10 protein-coding genes are annotated in these 12,441 nt (G+C 39.2%); 9 read left to right on the top strand and 1 reads right to left on the bottom strand.

Annotated elements, in window-relative coordinates; translation table 11 throughout:
* Positions 1-13 precede the first annotated feature (13 nt).
* Together MLE17_RS09925 and MLE17_RS09920 are read left to right on the top strand one after the other, a co-directional pair.
* Positions 14-3,550, top strand: coding sequence for a leucine-rich repeat protein (locus tag MLE17_RS09925; RefSeq protein ID WP_243348638.1), 3,537 nt, complete (start codon positions 14-16; stop codon positions 3,548-3,550).
* A 45-nt stretch (positions 3,551-3,595) separates the two neighbouring features.
* A complete protein-coding gene (locus MLE17_RS09920) occupies positions 3,596-4,405 on the top strand; it encodes a PorT family protein (protein WP_243348637.1) in 810 nt (269 codons plus the stop codon).
* 59 nt (positions 4,406-4,464) lie between these two features.
* Here MLE17_RS09920 and MLE17_RS09915 read toward each other — a convergent pair whose 3' ends face one another.
* Positions 4,465-4,677, bottom strand: a complete 213-nt coding sequence (locus MLE17_RS09915) for a hypothetical protein (protein WP_243348636.1) — start codon at positions 4,675-4,677, stop codon at positions 4,465-4,467.
* A gap of 49 nt (positions 4,678-4,726) precedes the next feature.
* Here MLE17_RS09915 and MLE17_RS09910 point away from each other — a divergent pair, with 49 nt between their 5' ends.
* The 7 genes from MLE17_RS09910 (at position 4,727) to MLE17_RS09880 (ending at position 12,388) form a co-directional block, all read left to right on the top strand.
* Entirely contained in the window at positions 4,727-6,301 is a 1,575-nt protein-coding gene (locus MLE17_RS09910) for a rhomboid family intramembrane serine protease (RefSeq protein WP_243348635.1), read from the top strand.
* A gap of 87 nt (positions 6,302-6,388) precedes the next feature.
* A complete protein-coding gene (locus tag MLE17_RS09905; RefSeq protein ID WP_243348634.1) occupies positions 6,389-6,931 on the top strand; it encodes a hypothetical protein in 543 nt (180 codons plus the stop codon).
* 96 nt (positions 6,932-7,027) lie between these two features.
* A complete protein-coding gene (locus MLE17_RS09900) occupies positions 7,028-8,968 on the top strand; it encodes an SPFH domain-containing protein (protein WP_243348633.1) in 1,941 nt (646 codons plus the stop codon).
* A 150-nt stretch (positions 8,969-9,118) separates the two neighbouring features.
* Entirely contained in the window at positions 9,119-9,718 is a 600-nt protein-coding gene (locus MLE17_RS09895; protein WP_243348632.1) for an energy transducer TonB, read from the top strand.
* A 72-nt stretch (positions 9,719-9,790) separates the two neighbouring features.
* The gene (locus MLE17_RS09890; protein ID WP_243348631.1) at positions 9,791-10,330 is read left to right on the top strand and encodes a dihydrofolate reductase family protein; all 540 of its coding nucleotides are present in this window, start codon (positions 9,791-9,793) and stop codon (positions 10,328-10,330) included.
* A gap of 3 nt (positions 10,331-10,333) precedes the next feature.
* The gene (locus MLE17_RS09885; protein ID WP_243348630.1) at positions 10,334-11,125 is read left to right on the top strand and encodes an energy transducer TonB; all 792 of its coding nucleotides are present in this window, start codon (positions 10,334-10,336) and stop codon (positions 11,123-11,125) included.
* A gap of 111 nt (positions 11,126-11,236) precedes the next feature.
* A complete protein-coding gene (locus tag MLE17_RS09880) occupies positions 11,237-12,388 on the top strand; it encodes a hypothetical protein (protein ID WP_243348629.1) in 1,152 nt (383 codons plus the stop codon).
* The last annotated feature ends 53 nt before the right edge of the window (positions 12,389-12,441 follow it).

The following is a 12,441-nucleotide window of genomic DNA, read 5'->3' as shown; positions in this document are numbered from 1 at the left end:
GAAATAACACATAATGACACGAAAAGAATTACTCTTACTATTTATTGGCTTGTTGCTGTATATTTCAGGACAAGCTCAGGTGGCAAAAACTGTTAATGTGATAACCCCCGGAACTTTATCGACACGACTTACCTCAACTGAGCTTAGTACCATTACAGACCTGACGCTTACTGGAGATATTGATGCGAGGGATTTTAAGACGATGAAAGACAAAATGCCCAAATTAGCCAATATTGATATTAGGAATGTTTCTGTCAAACATTATTATGGAAACCAGGGGTCAATGGGATATTCAGATGCTGATTCTAGTGCTTTTATTGAATATCCGGCAAATGAAATTCCCAAATATGCTTTTAATATATATTATTCATTTCCTACAACAGGTAAAGCAAGTTTAAGGACTATAATCTTGCCTGCTTCTATAACATCTATCGGTGAAAATGCTTTTGCTTATTCTGCTCTTTCTGGCACACTAAATATACCCGCATCTGTAATAACTATTGGGTCTGGAGCATTTAGTGGATGCTCTAAAATTACTGGAACGTTAATTATTCCCAGTTCAGTAAAGACAATTAAATCGAGTGCGTTTTCAGGATGCAGTGGATTTACAGGTTCACTCAATATTCCATCATCAGTAACAGAAATAGGGGGAGGTGCATTTGCTTATTGTAGTGGTTTTAATGGTACCCTGACTCTGCCAGATTCAATAACTAATATTTATTTTGGAACCTTTTGTGCTTGTTCTGGTTTTACCGGAGACTTAAAAATACCAGCTAGAGTAAAAACTATAGAAGAAGGAGCTTTTGTTGATTGTAGTGGTTTTAATGGGACTTTAACTTTCCCGGATTCATTAGCAGAAATCGGAAAAGGTTCGTTCCAAAATTGCAGTGGAATAACTGGATCATTAATTATACCTTCATCTGTAACTTCAATTGGAGAATCTGCTTTCTCTGATTGTAAAGGTTTTAATGGTAATTTGGTTCTGTCAAACTCTTTAAAAATGATTGATATAGCTACTTTTACCGGATGTTGTGGTTTTACGGGTTCATTAATAATACCTTCTTCTGTCTATGGAATTGAACGCTATGCTTTTTCAGGATGTAGTGGTTTTAATGGAACTTTAACTATTTCAAGTTCTGTCTCATTCATAAATGATAACGCTTTCTCTAATTGTAGTGGCTTTACCGGGTCATTAAAGATCCCATCTTCGGTGCTTAGTATAAATATTGGAGTGTTTTCCGGTTGTAAAGGATTTAATGGCAATTTAATTTTACCGGATAAGATTGGATATATAGATAATAATGCGTTTGCGGGATGTAGTGGCTTTACCGGAGATTTAATAATTCCCCCATTTGATTTTGAATTATATGCTAAAATCGGAGATCACGCATTTGAAGGGTGCAGTGGATTTAATGGAACGTTAAAATTTATGGGAGCTGTTCCGTTCACAATAGGACATTATGCATTTTCTGGTTGTAGCGGCTTAACTGGTAGATTGATGATACCATCCATTGTAAAATCAATAGGAAAGTATTCATTCAACAGTTGTAAAGGATTTACCGGGTCGTTAGTGATTCATTCAGCTCTTACGACCATTGATGATTACTCTTTTAAAGATTGTAGCGGATTTAATGGTTCTCTAACAATACCCGGCTCAGTTACAATTATTGGCTCCGGTGCATTTACTAATTGTAGTAGTCTAAAAGAAATATACGCCTATGGGAATAATCCTACTGATATCACATTAGGTTCATCTGTATTTCTGGGAGTACCTAATGATGCGTGTGTATTATGTGTACCTAAAAGTAAAAAAACACTATATGTCAATGCTCCACAATGGAAAGACTTTTTTAATATATCAGAGGGCCTTCCTGTAACCGTAATAACAAAAGATGTAACAAATATTTTATCTGTTACCCCTACAGGAAATGGTATTCTAAGTAATTTAGATACAAATGATCCGACTCAATGTGGTGTTGTCTGGAATACAAATCCTACTCCTACAATTGACTTGTCAAGTAAGACAATACAATCTATAACATCCGTTGGAGCATTTGCAAATAATTTATTTGATTTAGCACCTAATACCCGGTATTATGTAAGAGCTTATGCTACAAATAGTACCGGAACAAATTATGGTGATGAAGTTTCATTTAAGACTCCAAATCCGGTTTTGTTACAACCATCAATCCGTTCATTATCAGGGTTTAAAACGGTGAAAGGAATTGCGTCAGCTACACAATCCTTTAAAATCAGCGGAACAAATCTAGCTTCGGCTTTAGTTGTTACTGCACCGGCTGGTTTTGAAGTCCAGGAAAATGGAGCATCCAGTTTTGTAACAGTTCTTCGTTTTAATCCTATAGCAGGAGATGTGACAGAAAGAACTGTAAATATCAGAATCTCTTCATCGGCATCATCTTCAGGGAATATTTCAGGAAATATAGTTTGTTCAACAGCCTGGGCTGCAGATCAAATCGTTGCGGTTAACGGGGAAATTACCCAGAAACCATTGACTATAACGGCTCCGACCATCATAAATAACAAAATGGTTGACGGAAATTCAACGGCTGTAATTACAAAACTTGGAAACCTACAAGGTGTTGATGCTGCCGATATAAATAATATTGGAGTTACTGCGACCGCAAAATATGACAATGCAAATGTCGGTGTAAATAAAACCATTACTGTTGTTTATTCTCTGACCGGTAGTGCCGCTACCAAGTATTTTGCTCCTGAAAATTATATTATCAGTAATGCTAAAATATCCGATTATGTTACATTAAGACCGTTGTCAGCTCCTGGTTCTGGGTGTGAAGGTTATGATATGGACCTTTCTTATACAATTAAGACAGGAACTCCTACTCAATATAAAATCACGTTCAATAATGCTGCGCTAAGCGCCGGAATGAAAAACATCACTTATAACACACTTACCATGACAGACAGTAGTGCAGTTCTTTCATTTCCGATTCCGGAGGGTACACTTGACGGAACATACATCGGGACTCTGAAAATGAAAAATGAACTAAATGTAGAAAGTCCTGACTATCCGTTTGAATTTACCATCAATGTGTCAGATGATAATATCATTTCGAAGTTTGATGATGTTCTCCTTTTTAATAATTCCAGTGAGCGATTTACCGGCTATCAATGGTATAAAAATAATATTGAAATTCCGGGAGCTACCAAACAGTTTTATTGCGATCCGCTTGGATTAATCGGAATTTATTCACTCAGGCTGACAACTCTTGATGGTAAAACTGTTTACAGTTGTCCTAAGATTTTTTATCCATCCATGAATTCGAAAGTAAACATCTACCCTAATCCGGTAAGAGTTTCAGAATCATGCATCGTACATTTAGACGGGATAAAAGAGGAAGAATTAAAAACCGCAAAACTATCTGTGTTTGATCTTCAAGGTAAATGTGTTTACAATTCGTCTGCGGTTCAGTCGATCAACAAACTTGATTTTACGGTGTCCGGTGCCTATATCGGGCACTTATACACTGCAGGGAATGATTATGTATTCAAAATAATGGTTGTTAAATAACACGAAGGAGGGCCTTCGTATCAATAAACTTATTATCTCAGAAAAATGAATAAAAGAATCAGCATACTTTTAGGATTGATTTTATCCACCTTAATTCATGCACAAGAAAAGGGGAATTATCTCAACATAAACTTGGGAGGGGGACTTCATAATCTTTCCTATACTCTTCAGGACGGAACACAAAAAGGAAATACCGGAATATCGGCAGGAATTGGCTTTTCTCATTTCTTTACTCGTCAATGGGGATTCCAGACCGGACTTGGGATAGAAACATTCAATGCAACATCAACACTTAACGTGTTAGAAGCCACTCCGGCTATAGATAGCGATGGAGATGCTTATATTTTTAAATCCGATATTAGAGGCTGGAAGGAAAATCAAAGTTCAGTTTATTTAGAGATTCCTTTGACCGGACAATTTAAATACACGTATAGTGACAAAATAGGAATCATATCGACTTTTGGCGCTAAGGTTGCTTTTCCGATAAATACTACCTATAAAACCACTGGTGGCGAGATTGTAACCAGTGGTTATTATCCTCAATGGGATGCGGAACTAACAGATATGCCTCAACATGGATTTACTACTATTCATCCGACCTTCAACGGCGATTATAGCCTGAAGGCTCTTTATTCAGCGGTTGTTGAATTGGGTGGAATCTATAAGTTGTCAGATAAGCAACACCTTTATATTGGTGGCTATCTTAATTACGGATTAAACAATGTGCTGTCTCCTGAAACGAAAAAGGTCTATCTGGTTGATGGAGGGTATAGTGGTGTTTTGGGCACATATCAGACAAAAAGCATAAAACCATTTTCGATTGGATTGAAATTAGGGCTGTATTTTAAATTGTAATGAAACCTGATGATAAATTTCCGTTAGATAGTAAGTTTAATCCGGTAAGCAATGAGTACTTATACTCCTACAGGCAAATCAAAATGTCTTTTCATTGGCAGGAACGCTTCCATGACCACATTATCAGGGATGACGAGGAGTACAGAAGGATTGCTTACTACATCGTCAATAATCCGGCGAGTTGGAGGAAGGGTAAGTTTTATAGCGAATGAACACTGGGTATCAACATAAGACAATGCTGAATCAAAAAGCCCGGATTCATTTTCATTCATTCAATCACAGATCACATTATTATCATACACACAATCACAATAACACACAATGAACACTTATCTGCACAAATTAAAACTGGTCTATCTGCCATTTCTGAAAATTGCAATTGCTTTTATTCTTACCTATACTTTTCTGAATTGGTTACTGGTCGTTGAACTTCAAATCATTCCACTTAAAGAAATTATTGCAAACCTTTTCCTGCCTATGGGGCTTGTCTGGATTCCGGTAATCATCTGGTTACGACCACGAATTAAACTCCTCAATCTAAACCGGGGGAGTCGTGACCCGGATACTTTATATATATTGGTAGCGGCTCTTGCTATAGCAGCTACAACCATTGTTGCACAGGAATATATGGTCAGAGCTACCGGTAAACTTACTACCCTAGAATATCCTACCCTGATTAATAAGAGTGCAACTACCCGGTATTATTCAATTAAGCAGTATTATATTGACAGGAATCGGATTAAAGCTCAATGGAAGTATGAGGTTAGTGGCAAGCACAACGAAGATCTCAATATTCATATTTACGTGGTTGTGCCAATCAGTAATAAAGCCGCTGATACCTTATTGAATTATCAAAGAGCATATCTGGGAATTGAATTTGATGACCGTATCAGTAATCGTCTCAGTAACGAAGAAAAGGATCGGCTCTCGAAACAGTTTGCTGAGATGAGCATAGTCAAATTTAATGCTATGCCTTTATCTGGATATACCTATTTTGAACGTATTGGAAACTCGGATGAACACAAGGAGTATAACAAAGCAGTACACCGAGGTACCTACGCCGGCGATAAAGAAGAGCTTATTCTAACCGGCAGTAATGAACCATTTGAATCCCGTTGCGGAGATCGTTTTGCCTGGATTTTCGGTTCATTTGGAATAGGGGCGGGGTTGTTTCTGCTCATGGTTTCTTTGGTTAAGCTGGAGCAAACAGACAAAAGAAGACTTGATATCCAAACAAAAAGGCAACGAAAAGAGATGTTTGAATATCTGATGTGGTTAAAACCTCAAGAAGGCTTTTTCATTACTCCATTACTGATAATTGCGAATTTCTTAATATATCTGTTGATGGTTATAAACGGATGCGGCTTTATTACATTCCAGGGTACAGACTTGCTTACCTGGGGGGCTAATTATGGACCTTATACTGCAGATGGAGAAGCCTGGAGACTTCTGTCCTATATGTTTCTGCATGGAGGTATCATGCATTTGCTGATGAACATGTACAGTCTTTTATTTGTCGGTTCCCTTTTGGAGCCTTTCCTTGGGAAATGGAAATACCTTTCTGTATATATGGTTACAGGGATTATCTCTGGAATTGCCAGCGTTTGGTGGCATGATGCGACTGTAAGTGTCGGAGCATCTGGCGCTATCTTTGGCCTATATGGTCTATTCCTTTCTCTGATGCTTCTTAAAGTGTTACCGAGAGAATTCAGTAAAGCTTTCCTCTCAAGTATTCTGATCTTTGTAGGATTCAACTTATTTGCAGGGCTAGCAGGCGGAATTGATAATGCCGCACATATCGGAGGGCTTTTAAGTGGTGCGCTTGTCGGGCTATTTATTTATGTTTTCTCTGAAGAACGTGAATCGGAAGATGAGGAACAGGCATTAGAGGAATAATACACAACGCCAGTTTACAACATAGGAACTGAGCTATTTCTTTTTCTAACAATACAATATCTATAAATCAATCATATATCATTTATAATGAAAGTAATTCTGATTTCTATTTTAGTGTTTTTGGCCTTCATGCCGACGTTTGCACAACAAACGGAAAATACCCAACTGTCCCAGCCCTCTTTTTCAGTTACTTGTCAAACATTGAAAGATACAATTGAATTTAAGAACATAGACAAATCAAATGTCTATTTTAGAAACGGAGTAATACTTCGTCAGGCTGATATCGAGAAAATAGTTTCTTCGAATAAAGCTGCATCCATAGAATTCAGACAATTCAGATCTTTAGATAATGCGGCTAAAGTTTTGTTTATCGGAGGAGGCGCACTTGCTGTAACTGATCTGTTAATATATTCTGTCAATGAAGACTCAAAATCAAACTACAGCATTGCACCTGTGTTTGTTGGGCTGGCCGCTATAGGAATCGCAATACCTATTGAGATCTCAGCTAAAATACATTACTGTAAAGCCATTGCAACTTATAATCAGGATATAAAATCCAGAGTCTCCAGGAATGTGCAGATGAAACTGGCTTTAACTCCTTCAGGAATGGGGATGAAAATGCTTTTCTAATGAACCGACCTTAACAGTATTATCACTTTTGATTTGAAAATCAACTTTTAAACTTATCATTTTCAATACATATCATTCTAAACACAATCAATTATTATGGAAATTCTAATGAGTTTTTGGTGGATCATTCCACTGGTTCTGGCAGTCGTTCTGTACAAGTTTGTACTGCGGTTTTTATTTGGTACCGTCATTGTCCCGGAGGACAAGATCGGTTTGGTAACGAAGAAATTCGTTCTGTTTGGCGAGAACAAAAATTTGCCGGACGGTCGTATCATCGCGACAAAAGGAGAGGCCGGTTTTCAGGCGAAGACACTCGCTCCGGGAATGTACTTCGGCATGTGGGTATGGCAGTATGATGTAACGATGGAGGACTTCACCGTAATTCCTGAAGGTAAAATCGGTCTGTTGTTGGCTAAAGACGGTTCCGAAATCCCGACAGGAAACATTTTGGCACAGCGCGTGGAGTGCGATAACTACCAGGATGCAGAGAAATTCCTGATCAATGGTGGACAACGCGGTCGCCAGACTGCTTATATCACGGCAGGATCTTACCGGATCAACACCATGCTGTTTCAGGTGTCGGTAACCGATATGGTACGCATCCAGGAGAGTATGGTGGGAATTGTCACCACACTCGACGGACAGCCCATCGAAGCAGGACAGATTGCCGGTAAACTGGTGGAAGGCCACAACAACTTCCAGGACTTTGACGCTTTTATCCGAAACGGTGGTAACCGCGGTCTTCAGCCTCAGGTCATTCTGGCAGGTTCGTACAACCTGAATCCCTGGGCGGTACAGATTGAGGAAATCCCGATGACCGAAATTCCAATCGGTTACGTGGGCGTGGTGATTTCTTACATCGGTCAGGAGGGAAATGACCTTACTGGAAGTGATTTCAAACACGGTAACATTGTAGAAAAAGGCTTTAAGGGAGTTTGGATGGAACCTCTTGGTCCGGGTAAATATCCCATCAATAAATATATCATGAAAGTGGAGTTGGTGCCTACCACCAACCTGGTGCTCAACTGGGCGGCAGCTCGCAGTGAAGCCCACAACCTGGATAAGAACCTCTCTACCATTACGGTGCGTTCCAAAGATGGATTCCCTTTCAACCTTGATGTGGCGCAGATCATCCACGTCCCAACCAATGAAGCGCCAAAGGTAATTGCCCGCTTCGGTAACATGGTGAATCTGGTTTCGCAGGTACTGGAGCCTACCATTGGTAACTACTTCCGCAACTCGGCGCAGGATAGTGACGTGATTGCCTTCCTGAGCACCCGTAAAGAGCGTCAGGAATCAGCCAAAACGCATATCAAGACGGTATTGGACGAATATAACGTCAACGCTGTAGATACGTTGATCGGGGATATCGTACCGCCTGAGTCATTGATGAAAACACTGACCGACCGTAAGATTGCAGAGGAACAAAAAGTGACTTATGAGACACAGAAACAGGCTCAGGAGACCCGTCAGGGGATGGAGAAAGAGACTGCCATCGCGGATATGCAGAAGGATATCGTAAAAGCGCAACAGAGTGTGGAAATTGCAGAACGTACCGCTAATGCGACCGTGAAGAAATCGGAAGGGGATGCTGCCAGCGTGAAACTGGCGGTAAGCGCCGAATCGGAAGCTACCAAGATGCGCGCGTTTGCTGAGGCTGAAGCGACTAAGGCCCGTGCGCAAGCGGAATCGGAAGCCATCAAGCTCAAAGCGTCTGCCGAAGCGGAACAAATCTCGCTAACCGGTGCGGCTGAAGCAGGCAAGATCCTAGCTGTGGGTAAATCTACGGCTGAAGCTTATGAGTTGGCTGTAAAAGCGTTGGGCGGAGAAAACTTTACCCGTTACAAGATTACCGAAGAGCTATCGAAAGGCAACATCAAGCTGATCCCGGATATCCTGATCGGTGGTGCCAATGGTACCAGTGGCGGCAGCGCAGTCGATGGTCTGCTTGGTCTCAAGCTGATGGAGATGATCAATCCGGAAACAAAAGCTGTAAAGGGTGATATCCCTTCCGGCGGAAATAAGATGGATAACTAGGTTAGTGAATATAATTACCCCGGCCTTGTGGATGGCCGGGGTAATTAAATGGGAAGAAGTTTTTTTGATATCTATATCAGATAGATTAAATGTTCTTGTATTTGCGCTTTTCTTATCAACAATGAGAGAAAAGCTATAAAAGATCTAATAATGGAAAACACGAAGCTATTTATTCAAAAGCAAATCATCAAGTGTTTGGCGAGTTTTTACAATTTACTAAATTCTATAACTGTAAACCGAACACTATCTCCTTTAGTCAAACTGAAAATTGCAATAGGAATTACTTTACTAACAGCAAAAGCAGCAGAGGCTCAGATGATTAGAACGCCTAATCCGCCCATTATTCCAGAAACACTAAATCTATCTCATTTAGATGAAGAGCTTACAGGAAATATGTGTTACGGAATTGTAGTTACACATAAAAAAACACATTACGCTTCTTTTAAAGGAGGAGATAAAGCGCTTAATAAATTCATTTATGATCATCTGAAATATCCGGAAAGAGCTTTAGATGCTGAAGTCAGTGGTGATGTTGCAGTCAATATTACAATCGGAAAGGACGGTTCGGTCATAAAATCGCAGGTTATTCAACGGCAGGGTTTTGACCTGGATGAAGAAGCACTGAGGTTGGTTTCGCTTTTGCCCAAATTTCATCCCGGAAAGGTAAATGGAAAAAAGGGAGAAACCAATAAAACGATCATAATTCATTTTGAACTACCTAAATCCACTCCGATTGATGAGAATAAATAGGGATAGATGCTAAACTTACTGATGAAAGCAGATTATTGAGAGTATAAACACAAATACAAGTCTGAATACTTTATGGAATCTACCCAAATACAACTCTTTATCGCCCAAACCATTGATGGGTTTATTGCCCGTGAAGATGGTTCGCTGGATTGGCTGCTCGGATTGCCCAATCCCAACCAGATTGATCATGGCTACAATGAACTGATCAATGGGGTGGATACGATAATCATGGGACGGAAAACCTATGAAGAGCTATTGGCTCTGGTAGAAGAGTGGCCCTATCCGGAATTCAAAACCTATGTGGTTACCGGAAATCAGGAATACAGGGTAAAGACGGAACAAACTTTTCTCCTGCATCAGATTGACCGGGAGATCATCGGAAAACTAAAATCGGAAAGCAAGAAAAATATCTGGCTGGTAGGAGGGGGAACGCTGATTACGCAGTTCCTCAATCTGGATGCCATTGATGAAATGACTCTAAGCGTCATTCCAGTCTTATTGGGTAAGGGAATCCGACTATTTCCCAATGTTCCGAAAGAAACAACCTTTTCATTAATAAAATCGGAATCGTTTGAGACCGGAGTGGTAAATCTGGTTTATCGAAATAAATGAATTATGAAACAAAAACTATTTGCTTTGTTTTTTGCTTTGTCCCTCTTCAATGGAGTTGCTCAGACCGAAACGCAATCACAGAAGTCTGATACAGTCTTCGTTCGTTATGAAAACGGAAATCTGATTTCCTGTGATAAAGATAAGGCAGAAGGATATGAAATAAAAGATGAATTTAATCCGAATGTTCATACCCATACGATTCGATATTTACAATCTGATACTCCAATGATTGAATATGAGGAGTATGATCAGAAATTTAAGAATAATGGAAATAATGTAACTGCAACGATACCAATTAGTCATGGGAAATATACAGAATGGTATTTAAGTGGGGAAAAAAGAGTGGAGTGTACCTATAAGGAAAATATGCTGGATGGGGATTTTACAGTATTCTATCGTAATGGGAAAGTAAAGCGGGCTGAGAAATGGAAAAAGGGAGAGTGGGTTTCCGGGGAGTGCTTTGATGAAGATGGAAACAAGACCGACTATTGTTCTTATCAGGAGAGAGCTTCTTTTGTTGGAGGACTACCTGCTTTGTATAAGTATATTGGAGAAACACTACAGTATCCGGATTTAGCTCAAAAGAATGGAGTTACAGGCATTGTTTATATAAAGTTTATCGTGAATAAAGACGGATCAATTTCAGATGTGTCTGTTGCCCGAGGGGTACATCCGGCACTGGATAAAGAAGCGGTAAGGGTGGTAAAGGAAATGCCTTTGTGGAAACCTGGACGATTTGAAGGTCGTTTGGTTTCGATGGAATTTACATTACCAATACGATTCAGCTTTAAATAGAATTCTTCTAAGTGAAAGAGTGATATCATTTATACCAACTACTTCAACCTGATATTTATTATGAGATTTTACATTACAGCAAGCCTCTTGTGCTATCTATTTTTTTGTTCTATGGTATCAGCGGAGGCTTTGCCTATGCAAAATAATCGTCCTGAATCAAAGACCGAGCAAATTTATCGCTACCGGACATTATTGATTGATAAAGTGGTAAGTAACGATACTGCTGCTATACGTACCCTGTATCTGACATTGGTCAATGACTATGAAAGTGAATATTATGTAGCACTGTATCCGTTCGAAAAAAGAGTAATCAATCTTATATTGAAGGACTATACTGCATTGACCAACGAATATATCAGTACAAATGATGAAAGTATTGGAAAGTTTAAGTCAAAAATCGAGCCCAAAGAAGACGGGCTGGGGAAGATACTATACAATAAGCTTGTGGATAACAAACAAAAACTGTTGGATGAAGTAGGAAGCAATAATTCGCTGGCTTCAGATTCGAAAGCTTTTATCAAAATGATCATAGAAAACTATACAGCAACTATGCAAGATAATGCTTATAGGATGAAAACCAATGCAGATGCTTCTGTTTTTATAAATAAATTTCCTGAGAGTAAATTGACTTCTTATGTGCGAAATTATATGCGCTACGAATACAAACCCAAAGGATTTTTGTTTGGTATCGAATTCTATGCCGGACCTACAATTATATCCTCTGAAACTCGGAATTATATTGGTTCAGGTGGCGGTTTTGGCTTCGGATTTATCTGGGGGTACAACAACTGGCAGTTAAATACAAGAGCCTTTATCTCTTTTAGTGATACGCATAAAGATCTTTATTATAAAGGAATTCGTTGGTCTGCAGAAAGTGATGCAGAGACAGTATTTCCCGAGTTAAGTCTTGGGTATACATTCAAACCATCTAAAAAGATCAGTCTGACTCCGCTTATGGGATTAGGTTGGATGTCTGCATCACCTATTGAAAATGATATTAAAAAGAATCCTGATCTCGAAGATGTGGAAATAAGCAGTAAAGCGTCTCCTTTATACGGTGTTGATTTAGGGTGGAATTTATCAGAAACATACTCATACAATAGCACAAAGAAGAAGTATTCGTATGGATTTTCATCTGTACATATCCGATATGTGTATCAGGATAATCGTTTTCCAATGGAATACAGGGAAATGACAGGGCAGACTCACATTCTTTCTATTTGCTTTAAAATGGGAATTACAGGTGCAAAAAGGATTTTTTGATATGAATCCACCTGATGTCGGACTTAATGAGTTACAACTACCAAACATATAGC

This window comes from Parabacteroides sp. FAFU027 (assembly GCF_022808675.1).
Lineage (GTDB): Bacteria > Bacteroidota > Bacteroidia > Bacteroidales > UBA7332 > CAXXIC01.
Note: the sequence above shows the minus strand (reverse complement) of the source record. Positions and strands in the feature narration are given on the sequence as shown.

Excerpts from the sequence above, each read along its gene's own strand:
- MLE17_RS09920 (WP_243348637.1), top strand. The coding sequence starts at position 3,596 with ATGAATAAAAGAATCAGCATACTTTTAGGATTGATTTTATCCACCTTA.
- MLE17_RS09910 (WP_243348635.1), top strand. The coding sequence starts at position 4,727 with ATGAACACTTATCTGCACAAATTAAAACTGGTCTATCTGCCATTTCTG.
- MLE17_RS09925 (WP_243348638.1), top strand. The coding sequence starts at position 14 with ATGACACGAAAAGAATTACTCTTACTATTTATTGGCTTGTTGCTGTAT.
- MLE17_RS09915 (WP_243348636.1), bottom strand. The coding sequence starts at position 4,677 with ATGAATGAAAATGAATCCGGGCTTTTTGATTCAGCATTGTCTTATGTT.
- MLE17_RS09890 (WP_243348631.1), top strand. The coding sequence starts at position 9,791 with ATGGAATCTACCCAAATACAACTCTTTATCGCCCAAACCATTGATGGG.
- MLE17_RS09885 (WP_243348630.1), top strand. The coding sequence starts at position 10,334 with ATGAAACAAAAACTATTTGCTTTGTTTTTTGCTTTGTCCCTCTTCAAT.
- MLE17_RS09880 (WP_243348629.1), top strand. The coding sequence starts at position 11,237 with ATGGTATCAGCGGAGGCTTTGCCTATGCAAAATAATCGTCCTGAATCA.
- MLE17_RS09905 (WP_243348634.1), top strand. The coding sequence starts at position 6,389 with ATGAAAGTAATTCTGATTTCTATTTTAGTGTTTTTGGCCTTCATGCCG.
- MLE17_RS09900 (WP_243348633.1), top strand. The coding sequence starts at position 7,028 with ATGGAAATTCTAATGAGTTTTTGGTGGATCATTCCACTGGTTCTGGCA.
- MLE17_RS09895 (WP_243348632.1), top strand. The coding sequence starts at position 9,119 with ATGGAAAACACGAAGCTATTTATTCAAAAGCAAATCATCAAGTGTTTG.